Origin of the sequence: Proteiniphilum saccharofermentans (assembly GCF_900095135.1) — a bacterium.
GTDB classification, from domain to species: Bacteria; Bacteroidota; Bacteroidia; order Bacteroidales; family Dysgonomonadaceae; genus Proteiniphilum; species Proteiniphilum saccharofermentans.
The window spans coordinates 3343809-3366502 of record NZ_LT605205.1; the positions used below are offsets into that span (position 1 = coordinate 3343809).

Consider the following 22694-nt stretch of genomic DNA (forward strand, 5'->3'; position numbering starts at 1 on the left):
GAGACCTGACTTCGTAATAAGTAAATGAAAGAAACTGATCATGGATAAAAACAGTAAGATATATGTCGCCGGCCATCGCGGATTGGTGGGATCGGCCATTTGGCGAAACCTGCAATCGAAAGGATATACCCACCTAATAGGTCAATCCCATCAGGAATTAGACCTGCTGGATGCCGGAGCTGTAAAATCTTTTTTTGACAGGGAAAAGCCCGAGTTTGTAATTCTTGCTGCGGCCTACGTGGGTGGTATTGTCGCCAACAACACTTACCGGGCCGATTTTATATATCGCAATCTGCAAATCCAGAATAATGTCATAGGAGAGAGTTTCCGGCATAATGTCAGGAAACTCCTTTTCCTTGGCAGCACCTGCATTTATCCCCGGGAAGCACCACAACCTATATCTGAGGAGGCGTTGCTTACCGGGCCGCTGGAATATACTAATGAACCTTACGCCATCGCCAAAATCGCAGGATTAAAAATGTGCGAGAGCTTTAATATCCAATATGGCACCAACTATATCGCGGTGATGCCTACAAACCTCTACGGGCCGAACGATAATTTCGACCTTGAAAAGAGCCATGTATTGCCTGCAATGATCCGCAAGATCCATCTGGCAAAAGCGTTGATGAACGATGACTGGAACACTGTCAGGCAGGATCTTACCCGGCGCCCGGTAGAGGGAATTTCGGGTAACAGCACGCAGCAGGATATGGAAAGTAAACTCCGGAAGTACGGCATCAATAAGGAACGGGTCGAATTATGGGGAAGTGGAAAACCATTGCGGGAATTCCTCTGGAGTGAAGATATGGCCGACGCCTCTGTCTATATTATGGAGAATGTGGATTTTCCGGATCTGGCGAAGGGGAAAACCGAGATACGGAATTGTCATATCAATATCGGCACCGGAAAAGAAATCAGCATCCGCGATCTGGCCGCATTGATCAGAAAAACCATCGGTTATACGGGAGAGATAACTTTCGATACTTCAAAACCCGACGGCACCATGAGAAAGTTGACTGATGTTTCCAGATTAAACACATTAGGATGGAAACATACTGTCGATGTTGATGAAGGTGTGAAGAGGATGTATGAATGGTACATTCAGGGTTAAAATATTTTCGTGCCAGGTAGCGCCGGGCAGTAGTTTTTTCACCTTAAATTTATTTTCACTACATTTAAAGAATATAAGATGCGCCTCAGGGTCAACGCATTTAAATTTTCAACAACTGTAGCAAAAAGTTGTCATCCCACCCGGCCTTGAGACGTTTTGAAACCAAAGAACCCTTCGATGTGTCTTGTTTTAGAAGGTTGAGTGCTATTTTTCTGATGAAGGAAAAGTTTTGGGCGGAGTTCTTCGCCCTTTTCCTTTGCCGGTCTTCGTCAAAAACCATGTCCAATGTCCAGTGGAGTTTGTTTTCAATGCCCCAGTGCTGACGTATAAAAGTGTTGAAGTTTGCTGCTTGGTCAATGACACTGCTAATGTAGAAACGGGTTTCGGTCTCCTGTTTTTTACCCGTGTCCCTGTGGGCAGTAATCCTGACAATCGTCTTGAGTCCTTTCCAGTGTTCCCTGTTGTCGATGAAACCCAGGTTCGAGATAATTTCACAGGTACGTGTTTCAATCCGTCCGTGCCCTTTTTCCGTCACCTGATCGACCGAGTCCGGATTATGCCGGTTGAAACTGTCCTCCACCTGGGACAAAAGCTCTTTCTGGTTACCCTTGACCGAAAGGATATAATCCGCTTTATTTTCTATGATTTTTTCAGCAATCTTCGTTTGGGTACCAATGGCATCTATGGTAATAATGCTTCCTTCTATGTCAAGCAGGTCCAGCAATAACGGGATGGCCGTGATCTCATTGCTTTTCTCATCCACCTTGAGTTGGCCCAGGACCAATTGGTTTTCTGATGCCCAGGCGCTGACCATGTAGATGGGGTTCTTTTCATGAAAGCTGTCTTTGGACCCTTTTATACACTTGCCGTCCAAGCTGATAACCTCTTTTGTGATATGCTCATCCTTTAAAGAATCAACCCATTTGATGAAAGCTTCTTCAAAAAGACGTGGACGTAAACTGGAAAACACCCTGTTAATCGTATCGTGTGAGGGGATACCGTTGGGCAGTTTGAGGAACGTTTTCAGGAATGAAAGTTTTGTCTTGCCGAAAAGTTCAATTGAATCCCACGATTCCGCCCCACAAATAACGGCGAGTATCGACAGGATTATGATGTCGGATAGCAGGTGTTTCTTGTTCCTGTTGATTCGGTGGTCGGGAATGCACTCAAAATACCGGTGCAAAGAAGTGGCTGGACTTGTCATGTCTTTTTTGAGGCAAAGATACGCATTTACATTGCCTCAAAACAACACAAGTTATTAACAACCAGACGGATAAATTGTTGATAACACTGTCTTTTCTGATTTTTTTATGCGTTGACCCTGGATGCGCCTCAAAAAAACTCAAGCAAGCTTGGTTTTTCTCTCGGCTTTCATTATATTTGTAAAGGAAAAACCATTAAAAAGACACAAATATGAATCTAACCAGCTATCCGGCAGAGCCTTTCCGTATCAAATCGATAGAGCCTGTCAAAATGATCCCACGTGAAGAACGGGAAAGAGTGATCAGAGAAGCGGGATTCAATACCTTCCTTATCCCGAGTGACGATGTATATATCGACCTGCTGACCGACAGTGGAACCAATGCGATGAGCGATCGTCAATGGGCAGGCATGATGATGGGTGATGAAGCCTATGCCGGTAGTCGTAATTTCCGTCATCTCGAAGAGACGGTACAGGATATATTCGGATTCAAGTACGTAGTCCCGACTCACCAGGGAAGAGGAGCGGAAAACCTGCTATCGCAGATCACCATCAAACCGGGACAATACGTGCCTGGTAACATGTACTTCACCACTACCCGTTATCATCAGGAACGCAACGGCGGGATCTTTATCGATATCATCCGCGACGAAGCACATGATGCTTCGCTGAACATCCCGTTTAAAGGAGATATCGACCTGACTAAACTGCAAAAGCTGATCGACGAAAAAGGGGCTGAAAATATCGCCTATGTATGTCTTGCCGTAACGGTCAACCTGGCCGGTGGTCAACCGGTATCCATGAAAAATATGAAAGAGGTACGGAAGTTGACCTCCCGTTATGGTATCAAACTGTTTTATGATGCTACCCGTTGTGTGGAGAATGCTTTTTTCATCAAGGAGCAGGAGAATGGTTATAGCGACATATCCATCAAAGAGATCGTACGGGAGATGTTCAGTTATGCCGACGGATGTACCATGAGTGGCAAGAAGGATTGCTTAGTGAACATCGGCGGATTTTTATGTTTGAATGACGACGATCTTTTCGCGGAGGCAAAGGAGTTGGTGGTAGTATATGAAGGGATGCCCTCATACGGAGGAATGGCCGGACGCGATATGGAAGCAATGGCGATCGGCTTGAAGGAGTCGCTGCAGTATGAATATATAGAACACCGTGTAAAACAGGTGCGATACCTGGGTGAAAAGCTGCGGGAGGCAGGTATCCCGATGATCGAGCCCACCGGCGGGCATGCTGTGTTTCTGGATGCCGGGCGTTTCTGCCCGCACCTCACCCAGGATCAGTTCCCGGCGCAGAGCCTCGCAGCCAACCTTTATGTGGAATCGGGCGTACGTAGCATGGAGCGGGGTATAGTCTCCGCCGGACGTAATAAAGATACGGGTGAACATCACCGACCTAAACTAGAGACGGTACGACTCACTATTCCCCGCCGTGTCTACACTTACCGCCATATGGATCTGGTAGCAGAAGCCGTTCAATCACTCTATCAGAAAAAAGAAAGCATCAAAGGGCTCCGCTTTGTATATGAACCCAAACAACTACGGTTCTTTACCGCCAGGTTCGAAGAGATAGATTAATCACCGCAAACGTCCTGATAGGCGCCACTGGCAATGTCATCGAGCCACTCCTGATTCTCTATATACCATTGTACGGTTTTCTCGATACCTTCCTCAAACTGGAGAGAAGGCTCCCATCCGAGTTCGTTCTTGATTTTGGTTGCATCGATAGCATAACGCAAATCATGACCCGCCCGGTCGGTAACGTAAGTAATCAGTTTTTCTGATGTGCCTTCCTCCCTTCCCAGCAAGCGATCTACGGTTTTGATAATTACCCGGATCAGATCGATATTTTTCCACTCGTTAAAACCACCAATATTATAGGTATCTCCCACCTTTCCTTTGTGAAAGATAAGATCGATGGCACGTGCATGGTCCTCTACGTAAAGCCAATCTCTCACGTTCTCTCCCTTTCCGTAGACAGGTAACGGCTTATTTTGACGGATATTATGGATAAACAACGGGATCAATTTCTCAGGGAACTGATTAGGACCATAATTATTAGAACAATTGGAAATAATGGTCTGCAAACCGTATGTGTCGTGATAAGCCCTGACGAAGTGATCAGATGCGGCCTTTGATGCCGAATAGGGGCTATGCGGATCATATCGGGTCTCCTCGGTGAAAAGGGTTCCATCGAACTTCAGGGCTCCATACACCTCATCGGTGGAAACATGATAAAAGAGCCTGTCTGAGTATGCACCTTCCCAACTTTCTTTTGCCGCCTGCAATAAATTAAGGGTTCCCAACACATTCGTCTTGGCAAAGGAAAAGGGATCGGTAATAGAACGGTCTACATGGCTTTCGGCTGCCAGATGGATCACATCGGTAATTCCAAAACCAGTGAAAACCTCTTTCATCTTTTCGAAATCGCAAATATCTGCTTTCAGAAACCTGTAATTGGGTTTCCCTTCTATATCTTTCAGATTAGCCAGATTCCCTGCATAAGTGAGTTTATCAAGGTTGATAATCTGACAATCGGGATATTGATTAACAAACAATCGTACTACATGAGAACCGATAAAACCGGCACCTCCAGTGATCAGTATATTTTTTTTTGCCATGTTTGAATTATTCCTCCCTCGGGTTATTTACGTACTATGTTGAAAATTGAAAATTGGTAATTAGCAATTGGAAGCCGCCCATATGTAACCGGTAATAAACAATTAGTAATTTGTAATTGGAAATTAGTAATTAGAAAGGTGGGTTTCGACGATCTTTTTCCGAAAGAATGATATCTTCAAAGGGTAAACACCAGTCGATACCTAACTTCGGATCATTCCAAAGGATTGCATCTTCATAATCCGGCGCATAATAATTATCGCATTTATACTGGAAAATAGTCTCTCCGGCCAGCACGGCATAACCATGGGCAAAACCCCGGGGAATAAAGATCTGGCGCTTATTCTCTTCGGAAAGTTCTATCGATATATGTTTCCCGTATGTAGGAGAATCCTTACGAATATCCACCGCTACATCCAACACTTTTCCTTTCACCACACGTACCAATTTAGCTTGTTCATAGGGTGGTCTCTGAAAATGCAATCCTCTCACAACTCCATATCCCGACAAACTCTCATTGTCCTGTACAAAAACGGTTTTACACACTTTCTCTTCAAACTCTCTCTGAGAAAACGATTCAAAAAAATAACCGCGCTCATCACTATACACGTCCGGCTCAATGATCACAACCCCTTCTATCTTTGTCTCTACTATATGCATATAAACACTTATGTGAATTAGCAATTACTAATTCTTTTCTCCTATAACCTACAATCTTCCATCTCTTATTCATCTCACTACCCAGACACTTCCCCACCTTTCTTACACCAATCGAAGCAGGTATTGCCCGTATGGGTTATTCTTCATCGACATCCCGATTTCCGTCAATTGCTCATTGGTAATCCAACCGTTCCTCCAGGAAATCTCTTCAAGGCAGGATATCTTTAACCCTTGCCGTTTCTCCAATACCTCGATAAAGGTAGATGCTTCCGAGAGGGAATCGTGAGTTCCTGTATCAAGCCAGGCAAAACCTCGTCCAAAGAGCTGCATCTGTAACTGTCTCTCTTCAAGAAAAGCCTGATTGACGGAAGTAATTTCCAACTCTCCACGTGCCGATGGTTTGACCTGTTTCGCAATCTTTACAACCCGGTTAGGATAAAAATAAAGCCCTGTAACCGCCCAATTCGACTTTGGTTCAACAGGCTTCTCTTCTATATTCAAGACCCTCCCCGCAGGATCTATTTCAGCCACACCGTAACGTTGTGGATTAGTCACATTATAACCGAAGATGGTTGCTATCCCTTCCTTTTCAGCATCCTTTACGGCTTTTTGCAACATGGCGGGAAATCCCTGTCCGTAGAAAATATTATCACCCAGCACCAAACATACAGCATCATCGCCAATGAAATTTTCTCCGATAATAAAAGCCTGTGCCAATCCGTCCGGAGAAGGTTGTTCGGCATAACTGAAATGGACACCATAGTCAGAACCATCACCGAGCAACCGTTCGAATCCTGGCAGGTCGACCGGAGTGGAGATAATAAGAATATCCCTGATCCCCGCTAACATCAGCGCAGAAATAGGATAATAGATCATAGGTTTATCGAAAATGGGAAGTAGTTGCTTCGATATCCCTTTCGTAATGGGGTATAACCTTGTGCCGGATCCTCCGGCTAGAACGATTCCCTTCATACTTAATCCGGTTTTTCTACAAAGATAGTGAAAGCTGAGAGAAATCGTGAGAGTTTATTATCAAAAGATTTCCGAAGCGCATCCTATCTTATCGAAAGGTATAAAAATATTTGGCTTACACAGAATAACTACCGAATATTTTGGGATTTGGGATTTGGGATTTGGGAATTATTTACGTCCTAAATCCGATATCCGACATCCCAAATTTTCACGAATAACAACTGAACAACTATCGAAGTAAGTCCGGTCTCAATCTCCGGGTGCGTTCCACCGCCTGTTCGTAACGCCATTCCTCTATTTTCCGTTCATGCCCCGACAACAAGACATCAGGCACTTTCCAGCCCTTGTACTCAGCGGGACGGGTATACACCGGTGGTGCAAGGAGTCCGTCCTGGAATGAGTCGGATAAAGCGGACTGTTCATCACCGATAGCTCCGGGAATAACGCGGACAACGGCATCTGCAATCATGGCGGCGACCAGTTCTCCTCCTGTAAGCACAAAATCACCAATGGAGATCTCCCTCGTGACAAGGTGTTCCCTTACCCGGTAATCAACTCCCTTATAATGCCCGCAAAGAATAATAATATTTTCTTTCAGGGAAAGTTCATTGGCGGCGGACTGGGTAAATTGTTCCCCATCGGGGGTAGTGAAGATCACCTCATCATAGTCCCGTTGCGATTTCAGATAACTGATAACCCTGTCGATAGGCTCTATCTGCATAACCATGCCGGCCTCTCCGCCAAACGGATAATCATCCACACGCTTATGTTTATCAAGCGTGTAGTCCCGTAGGTTATGCAGTCCGAACTCGACCAGTCCTTTTTCCTGAGCCCGCTTCAGAATACTGGTATGGAGCGCTCCTTCAATTATTCCGGGAAGTACGGTAATAATATCAATTCTCATACACTTTTGCTATCATTGAGCAAAGATAATCAATCGGGACAGGAAAAAGAAATGACAAGGTACAAAACCTATTGGCTCCCCCCTTGTGCCGGAGTGCCGCCTCCTTGAGAGCCGCCATCCTGATTCTGCATGACATCATCATTACTTATGGTGCGCTGTACCCTTTTCATCGAAGATTTCAAATCGCCAAAGCGGTAAGTAACACTCAGGTTAATGCTACGCATGGGATTCAGGAATTTGTTCTTTTGAGTGAATCCGTCTCCGGTGGTTGTGGAAGAAAATTCCCTGTATTTGGAGAAAAGACTCTGTGCATAAAGGGAGACATCCAGTTTTTTATTAAGAAGACTTTTCATCACATTAAAATTGTAATGATAGAAAGGCGATTGTTTGGTCTGCAACTGCACCCGGCTGGTAAACACTCCTCCGTTAACCCCTACCCGAAGATCTTTGGGAAAGGTAAAAGTAAGCCCCCCGAATGCACGCCCCGAAAAGCCGCTGTTCCTTAATTCACTGTTCTCCGTACTCTGGATATCTGTATAGTTTATACCCCCATTGAGATAGGTACGGATCATCTGGGTAGGAGTCCAACTCACATACACGTTGGTTCCCACCGTATGATTGCGGCCGATATTGTCGTAAGTACTATGGGTCACTCCATCCCTGATAAAACTATAACTCGTCACCGCATTCTGTGCAAATGAATAGCTTACTGTGGCATTGAAATTGAGTTTTTGGGAGAAGGAGCCGTAGTTGATGTTGAAGTTATGTTGTTGTTCGGCATCGAGATTGGGATTCCCATAACTGATATTGTTCGGGTCTATATCATTGACATAAGGATTCAACACCCAGATGCCCGGGCGGGAAATACGCATATTATATCCTCCACGCAATGTACGGGTCATTCCCAACTGGTAGGAGATGGTAGCCGATGGAACAAGATCAAAGAAATTGGTCTTGATAATCGTATCCTGGGCCATATTCATAAAATGGATATCCTGTTGGGTATGCTCGGCACGTAAACCAACTTTCATTCCCACCTTACCTGTTTTATAGCCATAACCGGCGTATGCCGAAGTGATATTCTGCTGGTGATCGAGATCGTTTTTCCGGGTCAAATCGGGCTTCCACACTTTATCAACCACATCAAAGAAAGTGTGGTCTCCTTCACTGGAATTATCCCTGAAGATATATTTCAATCCGGCTTCAATACTATGTTTTCCGTTAAGCGGATTCACATAATCCACCTGTCCGGTATGTTCATTACCTCCGGCATTATTCACACTTTTTTGCTTGTATCCGTCGGGGAAGTGGAAAGTGTTTTGGTCATCTATCACATTATTGTATTCACTTTCATATTCGCTGTCGTTGGGATTACGTTCGAAACGATAAGAAACCGTCAACATCTCCCCCTTTCTTTTGAAGTTACGCTGATAATCGGCCGACAGGTTCATCCCTCCATATTGCGAAGTACTGTTTGTACGGGTATCATAGGAGTGTGGACGTACGCCCCGGGAAATCGCACTCTGGGCACCAATAGAATTATATTCTCCCCCAAACCGGGATACCGACAGGTTGAAGAGGTTCAACGTATCGGGTTCGTAACTGAGTGCGCCACTCAGATAGAGCCCCCCACCTTTGCCTTTATTGGTTCCGTCGAGCGATAAGGTATTGGCCGGATCGGTCTCTTCCCGGAAGAAAGAGGATTCGGATGCCGGACGCCTGAAATTGTAATATCCGGCATTTCCGGTAAACCCGACTTTACCATACTTGGTAGCCAGGTAAGCATTTCCTCCATAACCGCCAAAGGTATCGCCATTGGCACCCACGGAGCCGGAATAACCATCATCGGCACGTTTGTCGGTGACAATATTGATGATCCCTCCTATCCCTTCTGCATCGTACTTGGCCCCCGGATCGGTGATCACTTCCACATCTTTCACACTGTTGGCCGGCATACTTTTCAATACCTGCGATGGATTGGAGGAGATCATGTTGGAAGGTTTACCGTTCAGGTAGATTTTAAAATTGGTAGAGCCTTTCAGTTGAATCTCATCCTCGCCATCCACTGTAACAAGAGGTACCTTGCGCAACAGGTCCAACACACTGGATGTAGATGACTCCGGATCATCCTTGGCATTATAGGTGAGCTTATCGATCTCCACTTTCACTAAGGGAGCCTGGGCGGTAACACTAATTTCGTCAAGCTCTGTGGAACTCTCTGTCATCTTAATTTCACCCATATCAACTGATTTTTGCGAGGCGCCGATCTCTACCGGCTTTTCCAACTGGTCCATTCCCACAAAATAGAAAGTAAAGATATATTTCCCGGGATCGAGTGCCGTGGAGAATGTTCCATTCTCCTGTGTGGCCAGCTTTTTTATGGCAGCGGCGGGAGCAACCTCCCGTGCAACGGAAATAGTTGCGTAAGGTAATCCGTTCTGATCGGATGCCGATACCAATTTTCCTCTCACTGTAACGGACTCGGCCCATAATGTTGTTGAAAATAGGACACTCAACAGTAAAATAAATGTTTGTCTCATACGATTATTTTATTTTTCAATTTCGGTGTATGGAATGTTTAACCACGCACGTCTCCTCCATTCCTCTTGTGGTTTCATTTCTGAAGCGCTAAAGTAAGCATTTAATTGGAAGGCTATCGAATAAAACCCCGGTTGTTACGAAAATTTAGTAATCACCTTTTTGTTTAGTTTCGATTTTTGCATATTTAAACATCAGATGGGGATTTAGGATTTAGGATTTAGGATTTGGGATTTGGGATTTCAAGATTCAAAAATTATGAATTGCAAATCAACGTAGTCAAATCCAAAAAAATATAAGGAATAAACAAAAGTAACCATTCAATCGTTTCTTACTTTGATTATAAAACTTTCCGGCCATGCGCGCGTTAATCAATGCATTCATCATACACCTTACCCTCAATATCCTGGTTTTCCTGAAAGGCTGGAATGCCTTTGAAGGAAAGAGGACAATACGTATCATCATGATTGTCATTTTCGGAACGGAATTGATCATCTACTCCATCGGTTTTATTTTCTACCATTACCTTCCGGAATCTGTCACCCAATTCATCCGGGTAATGGGCACCAGTTGGATGCTCTTTCTCTTATACTGTGGGGGATTATGGCTGGTCATCGATCTGGTCAATGCGATTCGTCAAAAAATATCACGCAGACCATGGCGTATAAGAGATCAATCCAGGAGGTTCAAAATCATCTCATACCTCGTTCCAATGGTGATTGTCATAGGCATTATGATTCACGGAAGATACAGGTTTATGCACCCTGTGGTACAACAGGTGTCAATAACAACCCACAAAACGGCAGAAAAAATGGACTCAGTGCGTATCGCCATGATTGGGGACCTGCATCTGGGATATATGATCAACAGAAAACACACAAAACGGTTTGTTGACCTGATCATGGCGCAACAGCCTGACCTGATCCTATTTGTGGGAGATATTATTGACGGGCATATCGAACCGATACTGCAACAGCGGATGGATGAAGAGTTGGCACACCTGCATGCACCCTTAGGAGTATTTTCGTGTACAGGGAATCACGAGTACCGCTATGACGCGGAGGAAAAGATATCACTGTTGAATAACGCAGGGATCACCATATTACGTGATTCTGCCGTATTGATCGATAGTAGTTTCTACGTGATAGGGCGTGAAGACAAGGTTATGCCTACCCGGAAACCGCTACGGAAGATACTTTCCGATCAGTCGGTAGAAATGTCAAAACCGGTGATCGTATTGAATCACACTCCCGACAACCTGGCTGAAGAGGCAGATGCCGGAGCAGATATTGCCTTATACGGACATACACACCACGGACAGGCTTTTCCGGGCAATATTGCCACAGAGATGACGTTCGAGGTGGCACATGGCTATAAAAAGAAAGGCGACACACATGTTTATGTCACCTCAGGGATCGGTTTGGTAGGCCCCCAATACCGTATCGGCACAGTCTCGGAAATGGTGATGCTGAACGTAAAATTCAGCCACTAACCTCATAGGCTATCGACGGCCTTCTCCAGATGTACAGAATGAGAACCCTTCAAAAGGATATAGTGATTTGAAACAGGCTTCTTTTTCAGTGTCTCTATCAATAGGTCCACATCATCAAACAACCGGAAAGATTCATTCTCACTGGTGCATTTATTAAAAGCCGAACCTACCAGATAAACCTTGTCATAAGGTTGTTGCTTTAGAAGCTGAACTATCTTTTCATGCTCTTCATCACTGCTTTCCCCTAACTCTTTCATTTCCCCCAGGATTACCATTTTAGATAACGATGAAGGAATGGATGAGAAAAATTCCAATGCAGCCTTCATGCTGGTAGGATTTGCATTATAAGCATCGATAATCAGGTCATTTTTTTCGGTGCGTTTAAACTGGGAGCGGAGGTTTGTGGGTTCATATTCTTCCAGTGCAGCACTGATTTGTTCAGCATTAATCCCAAAAAATTTAGAGACGGCAACCGCAGCAATTGCATTATCAAAGTTGAATTCACCTACCAGTCGGGTTTTGACACGATAAGAATTATCGAAAAAGCTCCAGTCGAATTCCAGAAAAGGAGTAGCATTGGCAATCGAACCGGAAGCAAAGAGTGAAGGATCATTTTTGCCATAAAGGATCCGGTCCATGCCTTCCGTCTGTTCATACAGGATCGGATTGTCTTTATTGACAAATACCTTTCCTTTGCCTTCCCTGATAAAATCATATAATTCGCATTTGGTAGCAACCAGATTCTCAAAACTCCCAAATCCTTCCATATGCGCCTTACCCACATTGGTAACGATACCATAATTGGGTTCTGCAATCTCACATAGTTCTTTGATATCTCCCGGATGACTTGCCCCCATCTCCACTACACCTATCTCATGCGATCTATTCATAGACAACAATGTGAGTGGGACACCAATATGGTTATTCAGGTTTCCCTGTGTATAGGCCACCTTAAACTCTTTCGACAAAGCGACGGCTACCAACTCTTTCGTAGTAGTTTTTCCGTTTGTTCCCGTGATGCCGATAATAGGTATTTTCAACTTCTTACGGTGCCAGTTGGCGAGTTTCTGAAGCGAATGCAATGCATCTTTTACCAAAATGATCCTGTCATTTTCTTTCTCCGGCTCTTCATCCACCACAGCGTAGGCGCATCCTGCCTCAATCGCTTTTTCCGCAAACAGATTACCATTAAATCTATCTCCTTTCAAAGCAAAGAAGATAGAATCTTTGGGACATATCCGTGAGTCGGTGGTAACAGAAGGATATTGAAGAAATAGATTATATAGTGCAGCGGTTTCCATATAGCTTAAGCTAAATGATTTACAAACCCAATTTTGCAGCAATCTGTGCGGGGATGGCATCCCTGTGCAAGACGATACTTAAAGTCTTGTAGCGTACAAACGGATCTGAGGCATACCACAAACCTTTATAAGGACCGGTTTCACCCCATGAATTTTTTACCATATAAAATTTGTTCCCATTCTGGTCTTTAGCAATACCATAAATCTGCATACCATGGTCGTCGGTAGTCTGGTAATTATCAAAAGATTGTTGTCTCATCTCCTGGGTAATATGCTTTTCTGCAAGCACCTCTGTTCCGACGCGTGCTCTCAGATTTGCATCCCGCTCACGTGTGGAGAGGCCAAGCCACTTGGCTTGATCAGAACCTGCATTTTCGGCCGCATTTTCATCAGGCATGATAGCAATTCCTTCACGTGAAAAGCCGGCTTCACTCACATCCGAAGCCCAGGCAATGGTATATCCTCCCATAATGGCATTTTCCATCACTTCCATCAATTCTTCAATAGGGAGGTTGTATGAATTGGCCCAACGCCAGTTATCAGGCACTTCAATAGCAAATGGTTTATAGAAAGGATGATGGGTAAAAGAGGTCAAAGAGACATAATCCTCTTGCTTGAGCCCAAGAAATTCCTTAAAGGTATGTGGCGTATACTGCTTGCCTTGATAGGCAAATGTTTCCGGTAAAGATCCCAGATAAGTATCCAATATTGCTGAGAATGCGTTAGACCATACCGGAGAAAGGTTCCTGGCACCGATAATTCCGTCCATATATCCTTTCAGGACCTTATCCAGTTCACCGTGATTATGTGTTTCGGAACCGTAATTAAGCCCCCGGTAAGCATCTTCCGGCATTATTCCATATTCATCTATAGTCTCTATCACATCGGCAAAAGATCCGCCTGCGGCAAAATTGAGATTGCCATGCAGACGAGCATATTTTTGCGCTTTATCCTCATAATTTCTACGGACTATATACATTTCAGAGAGATCGAATTCCCCTTTCCCCATACGGATCAGTTCCGATTCTAGCAATCCTACGCCAGAGAAACTCCAGCAAGTTCCCGAACTGGCCTGATTCTTTACCGATGTAATGGGATTTTGTTTTACTACCGAGAAGTTATAAATACCCTGTGCCGAAATGGTTAAAGTCGTTAAAAGAAGAATAAAGACCGTAATCAATTTGTTCATAATGATACCTGTATTGTTATTTAATAGTTAGTCGATAGTTATTCAATTGTTATTCGTGCGAAGCACAAATGTACCATAAATCGGGGAATTTTTTCTGTTTTCAGACTACTATTTCCGTAAAAAGTCAAAAAAGCGGTATATTTACGGCTTCAAATATAAAGAAAGTCGAGAGGTAAGCTAAGCTTGCTTAAGCTTATCCGAGACGCATCTTATATTCTACAAATAAATTATTGCGATATGGATGATTTAAGGCCTGCCAAAAAAAGAATGCGTAAGGGACTGTTATGGTTCCTCGGAATATTGATACTTGCCCTCGGAATTTTTATCTATGTACGTTTCTATTATGTATTTGGAACAGGGGTAAAATCGGGGGAGTTGAACTATCTTGTTTATAAAGGAGTTGTCTTTAAAACCTACGAAGGGAAACTGATCCAGTCAGGTTTTCGTGCTGATAAACCCGGAGGATTACAGTCGAATCAGTTCGATTTTTCAGTAGTAGACAAGAAAATTGCAGAACAATTGATGATATCGAGTGGCAAAAATGTGCAATTACATTACAAAGAATATTTCGGTACGCTACCCTGGCGAGGGTATACCAAATTTATCGTGGACAGCATCATCATGATAGAGGAGAAACCCATCCGGAAAGATCTGGAAGAGGATTTAACTCCTTATATCCTTGAATCGATGTAAGGGGAAAAATTGATGGCAAAAAAGAAATTTTACGTTGTTTGGAAAGGGATAAAACCGGGGATCTATAGTTCCTGGGATGATTGTAAAGCACAGGTTTCCGGTTTTGAGAATGCCCTATACAAATCTTTTTCAACCCGGGAGGAGGCAGAAAAAGCATTTTCTTCCAATCCATGGAAATCCCTGAACAACCAGCAGGGTAAAAAAGTGAAATCCGCCCCATCATCGGGATCTGCATCAGCATCGGAATCCTCTGCAAAAATATTGGCCGGGAGCATCGCTGTAGATGCCGCCTGTAGTGGTAATCCCGGCTTGATGGAATACCGGGGCGTATTTGTAGCGGACGGGGCCGAAATCTTTCATGTGGGGCCAATGGCCGATGGGACAAACAATATCGGTGAATTCCTTGCCATTGTACACGCCCTGGCATTACTCAAAAAGAAAAACAGTACAATCCCTATCTATTCCGATAGTGTGAATGCCATGAAATGGGTGACAAATAAAAAGTGTAAAACCAAACTGGCACAGACTGATGTAAACAAACCGATCTTCGAGTTAATTGAACGAGCCGAGAACTGGCTTCAAAACAACAGCTACTCCAACCCGATCCTGAAATGGGAGACCAAACTGTGGGGTGAAATCCCCGCCGATTTTGGAAGGAAATGATAGGGATAGATTCACAACTGCTATCGGATGAACACCTCGCCGGTTTCGTTTAATAGTTGTATATTAAATGGAAAACTCTCAGCCCTCCTCTTCCTCTTCGTCCGGATAATAAGATTTGGGTGGTTGAAGTGTAGGAAATATCCGGCGTACATTTGCAGCTACCCTGTCGGCAAACTCCTCTATATTCATATTCAATGCCCTCGAAGTTTGCAGGTAAACCTGACGAATGGACATTTCACCTTCATCAGTTTCACAAAACAAGGAATCAAGGGGTATTAATTGCATGGAATCCACATTGATATTGTCCCCAATAGAAAAAAGAAATCCTTCTTTCACAAGCCGTTGGGTAAGCTCCGGCTTACTCCGGTAACCATGAATGATCCAGGGCTGGGTAGGCTTCACCTCTCTTCGAACCTGTATCACCTCTTCCCACGCTTTCACGCAGTGGATGATTACCGGTTTTGACAATTTCTCGGAGAGTTCTATATGTTTCTTGAAAACAGGTATTTGCAGGTCGAACGAAGGCCCTTTCAATCTGTCGAGACCTGTTTCGCCTATAGCGATAATACGAGAATTGGATGCAATTTCGTACAGGTAAGCCATCTGGTTCTCGCTCTCTTCTGAGTACCAGGGATGAATTCCGCACGAAAAGGCGTGACGTGAATAAGATTCTTTTGCTACTTCAAACTCAAGGGGGTAAACATCAAAGATACACGAGTGATAAGGATCATCGCTATCTTCAATAAAAATCTGATGGGTGTGTACGTCGTAAAATTCCATATTTTAATTGGCCTCTGCTTTCGGCTTCCGCTTTTTCGGCTTCGGATCGGGCACGGGGTCATATCCCGACCCTCCCCAGGGATTACAACTTATGATACGCTTGGCAGACAGATAAAAACCTTTGAAAGGGCCATGTTTTTTAAGCGCCTCTATCGTATATTGTGAACAGGTAGGCGTATAGCGACAACTTGGAGGCGTAAGGGGAGAAATGATAGCTCGGTAGAAATAAACCGGCAGGAGTAGTATCCACGCTAGTACGTTTTTGATTATTCTCAGCACTGTTTTTTCTCCTCAATCCGGTGATTCAATTCTTTTATAGCTTTTCGTATTCCTTTCTCTACCGTAGCATAATCACACAGCTTATCTGCCACATAAATAAATGCTACGTCAAGATGTTCATTTTCCGCCAATCCATTGGGGAGAAACAGGTGCTTATTGAGCCGATAAGCCTCTCTCCCAAGCCGCTTCATCCGGTTACGGTCAACTGCCGACTTAACCCTCTTTTTAGGGATGGAGATAAGTATCGATAATGGCATCGATCCGTATTGTGCCGTCTCCAGATACACTATCCGAAAGGGGTACGACATAAAGGATCGCCCTTGTGTAAAGAGGGCTTCGATTCTTTTTTCACCTGTTACCCGCTCTTTCTTCGTAAACCTGAAGCGTTCCATATATATGCAATCCTCCGAAAGCAATTATACCGACAAAGATAATTGTTTTTGGATTTAATTGTTACTGATTCGAAAAAAAATCAAGCCCAATGTTTGTGGTTTTCTTTCAAGAAGGCTTCCAATGCAGCAGCCATGGAAGGATAATCAGGCTGAGGAGCTTCACAATCGAGTCTTAGTCCAGCATCCACTACAGCTTTTGCCGTAGCATTACCAAAACAGCCTATAGCCCTGTCTCCCTGTTTGAAATCAGGGAAATTTTTCAATAACGATTGTATTCCTAATGGGCTAAAGAAGATAATCATATCGTAATCAAACTTCTCATCCTTATCGAAGTCATTGCTCACCGTTCTGTACATTACACTTTTGGTGTAGTTTATCTTCTTTTGATCAAGAAAATTAGTCACTTCATCATTATGTTCTTCCGGAACAGGAAAAAGAAACTTTTCTTTCGCGTGCTTGGTAAAGGCATTATTCAGTCCGTCAATCTTACCGGTCTGGCTAAAAAATATTTTCCGTTTCCTATAAACAATATACTTCTGCAGATAAAGTGCCACAGTCTCCGAAATACAGAAATATTTCATTGTTTCAGGAATTACAATCTTCATCTCTTCACAGATCGAGAAAAACTTATCAACCGCTGTTCTCGCCGTGAAAATGACCGCCGTAAAATCAAGTATATTAATACGCTGTTGACGGAATTCTTTCAATGAGACCCTTTCTACTTTGATCAGAGGATAGAAATGTAAGTCTAGATGAAACTTTTCCGCTATCTCGTAATAAGGCGATTTTTCGCTACTCGGTTTAGGTTGTGATATGAGAATTTTCTTTACTTTCCGCGCGTTCATATAATGTTATCTCCTGCAATAGTTATGGCTAAAAGCACTCCTTTATATAATAGAAAATAAGGAGCGATTTCAGTGCCGCAAAGATAGACAAAAAAATAGAAAGGACTGATCTTATTTTTAACAAAAATATTTAATAACTCAATGTAAATGACCATCCGACTAATAAAAAAGAGTACTGCAATAAGGATTAGCATAATATTCCTAACTTCATGTAAATAAACATAAAAAACTACAGGAAGAAAAGCAGCCACTCCAAGAATCTCCATTATTCTGGAATAGTAAGTCGACCAACTTTTCATCTCATTCTGTAAAAAGAAAGTCCCAATCAGTCGATAACCTGCAATTTTCAGATAGATTAATAAGGCAAGCCCCATAAAAACACCAATAAAGCCAAGTATTTGTGCTCTTAAGGAATATATGGAAAATCCATTGCTCCACAACCATGAAAAAATCAGGATAGAGAAAAGCAGAATAGCCTGAAGAAGCAGATAGAACTCTCCCCAGGCTTCTGTTTTGGTTACCTGGCTTTTATGTACGGATGCAACCGGTTTTCCAAAAGAAAAAACAGTTTTAAAATTACCTTTTAGGGCTGTTCCTTCCCAACGAAAAATAAAAGCAAATAACATGAAGCTAAAGAGGAAGAGAAGAAAAAAAACAGAATGTATCCATGGAGAAAAAGGGAGAGGAGCACCAATGGAACCATTCTGCAATAATTGCATAGATGAGGCGGCTCCCCCATCAAAATTAAAGAAAACCTGGGTACTGTCAGTGGGAAAAAAATCATACTGTCCGAAACTCATTTGCCATGACTCCGGAACGACCTGCTCCCCCTCAACCTTTAAATAGTAAGGGAGGGTGTCGGAAATAGTATCTGAAACCAGTATCATACTTTTCAGTGCAATACCACCATTAATCGTATTTGGTATACCCGGGATTCCAGTCTGGAATAGTCCGGATGAGGGTGACAGCCTCTTCCGGGGTGGTTACTACCTGCCATAACTGCCGGTAAGACTCTCTCATAAACCTCTCACTAATCATCTTCTCGAAAAAAGAGAGTAATGGCTGGTAGTAATTGTTTACATTTAAAATAATAATCGGCTTACGATATAAGCCCAACTGCCTCCAGGTAATAATCTCCGCCAACTCTTCCAACGTTCCCACTCCGCCGGGAAGAGCAATTACTGCATCGGCCGTTTTCACCATAGCCGCTTTCCGTTCATGAATGGTCTCAGTGACAATAGTCTCTGTAAGATGAGAATGTCCCCAACCGGCATCCACCATAAACCGGGGGATAATACCTTTCACCCTGCCTCCATGCTCCAGTACCGCATCATTCAAAACTCCCATCAATCCTTCTTTTCCTGCACCGTTTATACATATGTAACCATTCTCCGCAAGTAACTTTCCTAAAGCAGACGCGACATCAAAATAGAGCTGGCCGATCTCTGTGCTGGATGCACAATAAACCACTACTTCTTTTTTCCCGTTTTCCATATTTTTAATTCAAAATTCAAGATTCAAGATTCAAGGATTTAGCTACGCTGATTTTCAATTCAAGATTATGAATTGCAAATCGACGTAGTCAATTAACAATCGGCGTAAGCCAAATTGTAAAATCCAACATCCCAGTCACCTAATCACCCAAGTCCCATATCCCAAGTTCCAAATCCTAAATTTTCACTTTTAATTTTTCACTCTTCAGTCTCCCCAGTCTCCTCGTCTCCCCAACCTCCTTGTCTCCCAGTCCTTCTACAGACCAAACTCCTTTTTGATCTTGTCTACATAATCCAGTTTCTCCCAGGTAAACAGTTCCACTTCAAGCCGTACAGGCTCTGGCATATAACGCGAATTGAACACCTTTTTCACTATTTTTGGTTCGCGCCCCATATGACCATATGATGCTGTTTCCCTATAAATTGGATTACGAAGTTTTAATCGTTGCTCGATAGCTTTCGGACGCAAATCAAACAACATCTCAATCTTTTTCGCAATCTCCGCATCTGAAAGGTCGACATTGCTCTTTCCAAAGGTATTCACGTAGATATTCATAGGATCAGCTACCCCGATGGCGTAAGAGACCTGGATCAGCATCTCCTGGGCGACACCTGCCGCCACCATATTCTTGGCGATATGCCGTGCTGCATAGGCAGCGGAACGATCCACCTTTGAAGGATCCTTCCCCGAGAAAGCACCTCCTCCATGAGGGGCTTTTCCTCCGTATGTATCCACAATAATTTTCCGGCCTGTCAATCCGGTATCCCCATGCGGACCTCCAATCACAAATTTCCCTGTTGGGTTCACATGATAAGTAATATCCCCGTCAAACAGTTTGTGTACATCTTTTCTCTTTCTGTATTGTGCCTGTACCCTCGGTATAAGGATTGACTTAACATCCGATCTTATACGTGATTGCATTCTTCTATCAGCTTCAAGCGCCGCTTCCTTCGTATTGCCTTTCGGTTGTTCAAATTCATCATGCTGTGTTGAGATCACAATGGTATCAATGCGCTGGGGCACTCCCTCTTCATTATATTCAATCGTTACTTGCGACTTGGCATCAGGACGCAGGTAAGGCATCAGTTCCGGCTCATTTTTCCTGATATTGGCCAGTTCCTGCAATAAGGCATGGCTCAAGTCGATAGGCAGAGGCATGTAATTTGCCGTCTCATCTGTAGCATACCCAAACATCATCCCTTGGTCGCCAGCTCCCTGATCCATAGGATCGGCCTTTTGATCCACGCCACGATTAATATCATCAGATTGTTCATGTATACTGGAAAAAACGCCGCAGGAAAGCGCCTCGAAACGATATTCACTTTTGGTATAACCAATATCCGCAATAACACCACGTGCGACTTCGGCCACATCGACATAGGTATTCGACTTCACTTCGCCCGCCAACACAACTTGCCCGGTTGTCACAAGGGTTTCACACGCTACTTTTGAATCACGGTCGTATGCTAAAAACTCATCAAGCAAAGCATCCGATATCTGATCGGCCACTTTATCGGGGTGCCCTTCCGACACCGACTCGGAGGTAAAAAAATAATTCATTTTAAAGCTGATAAAAAATTTGAAGAACTGAAGCAATGAAGAAGGGAAAATGCAGCAAGCGTTTTAGCATTTTTTTCTGTGGTTGCAAGCAGTTCAAATCTGTCCACATTCATTTTGTCGACTGCAAAGATAACAATAAAACAGGCTGAATAGTCTCGAATAAAGGTTAAAATGTATTATCAGTTCTTTCTATAAGAGGTAAACAGAAATAAAATAGCTATTTTTGACGACAATCCGAACAGGTTAATTTCATTCTTCCCGTTGCTATTTCTCCTCACGGGGTAGAACGACATTTTGTGTATGAAGATCTATTTTTTTCGCACTATTATCATAGGGATATTGCTTTTGGGAATTCTACCGTCAATGGCACAAGATATGGCTTACCCGGTGGAGGGTGACGGTATACTCTCTTTCCTGCGCCGTTGGAACAGGATCGGCGACTCGTATGTACAGGAATTTATGGAACTGAATGGTGACAGGCTCAATGACCAGGGTGGCCTTGAATTGGGAACGGTTTACCTGATTCCTCCACTACACCCGGGAGATGAGTATCCTCCTTCCGAAAAGTTAGCAGGTGGTGGAACTGATCCTGCCATTTTTGGAAAAAAACTAAGTGAGGTCACACCGCAGTCTGACCGATTGAAAGATGCTTGTTTTTATATCATCAGCGGCCATGGAGGACCTGATCCGGGAGCAGTGGCACGTGTGGGTAACAGGCAGTTGCATGAAGACGAGTATGCATACGATATAGCTTTACGGCTTGCCCGTAATTTGATGATGGAAAGCGCCACAGTATACGTGATTATTCAGGATCCAAACGACGGAATCCGAGACGAAATGTACCTGGACAACAGTTCTAATGAGACATGCATGGGTGAACCAATTCCCAGGGATCAACTCGACCGGCTAAAACAACGTGTGGACAAAGTAAACGAGTTGTACCAGAGAGACAAAGGGGAATTTAAATATATCCGTGCCATCGACATCCATGTAGACAGCCGTAACAAGGGAAAACGTATCGATGTCTTTTTCTACCATTCCGACGACAAGCATTCCAAATTACTTGCGACTACCATGCGCGACCTGTTCCGCGTAAAATATGACACGCATCAGCCCGGCAGAGGATTCGGAGGATTTGTAGAACAACGCAACCTCTATGTGCTCCGCCATCTGAAACCACCGTCCATTTTAGTCGAAACAGGAAATATCCAAAACGAATTTGACCGCCGGCGTATCCTTTCAAGCAACAATCGCCAGGCATTGGCCAATTGGATGGCACAGGCGTTTATGGAAGATTACAAGAAATCGGTCCGGTGAACACTCCGGGTCAATTCGCTATTACCCGTAATCTTGTAAGCCCTCTATGAATTAAATTTCGCAATGATTGATAATTGATATCCATAATTACGCAGATATCCTCATATTTTCTTTCTTCCAGATAGTAGAGAGTGATTGCTTCCTTTTGTCGCACGGAAAGCTGATTTAACAGGGTGGTAACTTTTTTATTAAAAAATCTCTCTTTTTCGTTTATAATATAATCAGCCTCTACGTTCTCAGCGGCGACAGGATGATACTCTTCTACCTGTTTTTCGGCAAGCAGGGTCTTCTTCTTTAATTCATCAAATATCTTATTTTTTAACGAAACAAACAGATACGATTTGAAATTAAATACTTCATCCAATTCATAGCGTTTATTATATATTTTGATGAACACATCATGGATACAATCTTTCAACATTTCATGATCACTGGTCAATTTACATCCATAATTGAAAAGAGAATCGGCATAGACATCATACAAATAAGTAAAGGTATCCACATCTTTCAGATTAAGAAATTCCATCGGATTTCCTTCCATTATTTTTTCTGCGGTATTCGGAATTTGAGTAATCATAGTAAAATACGTTTTATCTTTTATTTATTTTTGACAAACGTACAGCATATTTATCCCGACAATTGGTGTTTTCTGGTATTATACTGGAAA

At 43.3% G+C, this 22694-nt stretch carries 22 protein-coding genes; 6 read left to right on the top strand and 16 right to left on the bottom strand.

The window, feature by feature from the left end:
- Positions 1-40: 40 nt before the first annotated feature.
- Positions 41-1111 (top strand): GDP-L-fucose synthase family protein, encoded by a 1071-nt coding sequence (locus PSM36_RS13020; RefSeq protein WP_076931296.1) that lies wholly within the window; start codon positions 41-43, stop codon positions 1109-1111.
- 100 nt (positions 1112-1211) lie between these two features.
- On the opposite strand, the gene PSM36_RS13025 is transcribed toward PSM36_RS13020, so the two are convergent.
- Positions 1212-2315: an ISAs1 family transposase gene (locus tag PSM36_RS13025; RefSeq protein ID WP_071136433.1), complete on the bottom strand. Its 1104-nt coding sequence runs from the start codon at positions 2313-2315 to the stop codon at positions 1212-1214.
- 209 nt (positions 2316-2524) lie between these two features.
- On the opposite strand from PSM36_RS13025, the gene PSM36_RS13030 reads away from it, so the two are divergent.
- Positions 2525-3907, top strand: coding sequence for a tyrosine phenol-lyase (locus PSM36_RS13030; RefSeq protein WP_076931297.1), 1383 nt, complete (start codon positions 2525-2527; stop codon positions 3905-3907).
- On the opposite strand, the gene rfbB is transcribed toward PSM36_RS13030, so the two are convergent.
- The 5 genes from rfbB to PSM36_RS13055 form a co-directional block, all read right to left on the bottom strand.
- On the bottom strand, positions 3904-4950 hold the full coding sequence (rfbB, locus tag PSM36_RS13035; protein WP_076931298.1) for a dTDP-glucose 4,6-dehydratase: 1047 nt from the start codon (positions 4948-4950) through the stop codon (positions 3904-3906). The two genes, PSM36_RS13030 and rfbB, sit on opposite strands and share 4 nt — an antisense overlap.
- 130 nt (positions 4951-5080) lie before the next feature.
- A complete protein-coding gene (gene rfbC / locus PSM36_RS13040; RefSeq protein ID WP_076931299.1) occupies positions 5081-5608 on the bottom strand; it encodes a dTDP-4-dehydrorhamnose 3,5-epimerase in 528 nt (175 codons plus the stop codon).
- 102 nt (positions 5609-5710) lie between these two features.
- Positions 5711-6580 carry a glucose-1-phosphate thymidylyltransferase RfbA gene (gene rfbA, locus PSM36_RS13045; protein WP_076931300.1) on the bottom strand — a complete coding sequence of 290 codons (870 nt, stop codon included), beginning with the start codon at positions 6578-6580 and terminating at the stop codon, positions 5711-5713.
- A gap of 229 nt (positions 6581-6809) precedes the next feature.
- A complete protein-coding gene (gene trmD, locus PSM36_RS13050; protein ID WP_076931301.1) occupies positions 6810-7484 on the bottom strand; it encodes a tRNA (guanosine(37)-N1)-methyltransferase TrmD in 675 nt (224 codons plus the stop codon).
- 68 nt (positions 7485-7552) lie between these two features.
- On the bottom strand, positions 7553-10024 hold the full coding sequence (locus PSM36_RS13055; RefSeq protein ID WP_076931302.1) for an outer membrane beta-barrel protein: 2472 nt from the start codon (positions 10022-10024) through the stop codon (positions 7553-7555).
- 356 nt (positions 10025-10380) lie between these two features.
- Between PSM36_RS13055 and PSM36_RS13060 the strand changes: the two genes are divergently transcribed.
- Positions 10381-11514, top strand: coding sequence for a metallophosphoesterase (locus PSM36_RS13060; RefSeq protein WP_076931303.1), 1134 nt, complete (start codon positions 10381-10383; stop codon positions 11512-11514).
- A gap of 2 nt (positions 11515-11516) precedes the next feature.
- On the opposite strand, the gene PSM36_RS13065 is transcribed toward PSM36_RS13060, so the two are convergent.
- Both PSM36_RS13065 and PSM36_RS13070 read right to left on the bottom strand, forming a co-directional pair.
- Positions 11517-12815 carry a UDP-N-acetylmuramoyl-tripeptide--D-alanyl-D-alanine ligase gene (locus PSM36_RS13065; RefSeq protein ID WP_076931304.1) on the bottom strand — a complete coding sequence of 433 codons (1299 nt, stop codon included), beginning with the start codon at positions 12813-12815 and terminating at the stop codon, positions 11517-11519.
- 19 nt (positions 12816-12834) lie between these two features.
- Positions 12835-14004, bottom strand: a complete 1170-nt coding sequence (locus PSM36_RS13070; RefSeq protein WP_076931305.1) for a C1 family peptidase — start codon at positions 14002-14004, stop codon at positions 12835-12837.
- 237 nt (positions 14005-14241) lie between these two features.
- On the opposite strand from PSM36_RS13070, the gene PSM36_RS13075 reads away from it, so the two are divergent.
- Both PSM36_RS13075 and PSM36_RS13080 read left to right on the top strand, forming a co-directional pair.
- Positions 14242-14697 (top strand): hypothetical protein, encoded by a 456-nt coding sequence (locus PSM36_RS13075; RefSeq protein ID WP_083711057.1) that lies wholly within the window; start codon positions 14242-14244, stop codon positions 14695-14697.
- 12 nt (positions 14698-14709) lie between these two features.
- Positions 14710-15360, top strand: coding sequence for a ribonuclease H1 domain-containing protein (locus PSM36_RS13080; protein WP_076931307.1), 651 nt, complete (start codon positions 14710-14712; stop codon positions 15358-15360).
- Positions 15361-15438: 78 nt separating this feature from the next.
- Here the strand turns inward: PSM36_RS13080 and PSM36_RS13085 are convergent, their stop codons facing one another.
- The 7 genes from PSM36_RS13085 to metK form a co-directional block, all read right to left on the bottom strand.
- Positions 15439-16140, bottom strand: a complete 702-nt coding sequence (locus PSM36_RS13085) for a TatD family hydrolase (RefSeq protein ID WP_076931308.1) — start codon at positions 16138-16140, stop codon at positions 15439-15441.
- A gap of 3 nt (positions 16141-16143) precedes the next feature.
- Positions 16144-16407: a membrane protein insertion efficiency factor YidD gene (gene yidD / locus PSM36_RS13090; protein WP_076932256.1), complete on the bottom strand. Its 264-nt coding sequence runs from the start codon at positions 16405-16407 to the stop codon at positions 16144-16146.
- A 5-nt stretch (positions 16408-16412) separates the two neighbouring features.
- Positions 16413-16811, bottom strand: coding sequence for a ribonuclease P protein component (locus PSM36_RS13095; RefSeq protein ID WP_076932257.1), 399 nt, complete (start codon positions 16809-16811; stop codon positions 16413-16415).
- Between the two features lie 80 nt (positions 16812-16891).
- Complete coding sequence (locus tag PSM36_RS13100; RefSeq protein WP_076931309.1) at positions 16892-17656, bottom strand: uroporphyrinogen-III synthase; 765 nt, start codon at positions 17654-17656, stop codon at positions 16892-16894.
- Entirely contained in the window at positions 17653-18543 is an 891-nt protein-coding gene (locus PSM36_RS13105) for a DUF4271 domain-containing protein (RefSeq protein ID WP_076931310.1), read from the bottom strand. The genes PSM36_RS13100 and PSM36_RS13105 overlap by 4 nt, the downstream gene beginning before the upstream one ends.
- Before the next feature lie 22 nt (positions 18544-18565).
- Positions 18566-19150, bottom strand: a complete 585-nt coding sequence (locus PSM36_RS13110; protein WP_076931311.1) for an LOG family protein — start codon at positions 19148-19150, stop codon at positions 18566-18568.
- Between the two features lie 255 nt (positions 19151-19405).
- Entirely contained in the window at positions 19406-20710 is a 1305-nt protein-coding gene (gene metK / locus PSM36_RS13115; protein ID WP_076932258.1) for a methionine adenosyltransferase, read from the bottom strand.
- Between the two features lie 300 nt (positions 20711-21010).
- Here metK and PSM36_RS13120 point away from each other — a divergent pair, with 300 nt between their 5' ends.
- Entirely contained in the window at positions 21011-22027 is a 1017-nt protein-coding gene (locus PSM36_RS13120) for an N-acetylmuramoyl-L-alanine amidase family protein (RefSeq protein ID WP_076931312.1), read from the top strand.
- Positions 22028-22037: 10 nt separating this feature from the next.
- Here the strand turns inward: PSM36_RS13120 and PSM36_RS13125 are convergent, their stop codons facing one another.
- The gene (locus PSM36_RS13125) at positions 22038-22568 is read right to left on the bottom strand and encodes an RNA polymerase sigma factor (protein ID WP_076932259.1); all 531 of its coding nucleotides are present in this window, start codon (positions 22566-22568) and stop codon (positions 22038-22040) included.
- Between the last annotated feature and the right edge of the window lie 126 nt (positions 22569-22694).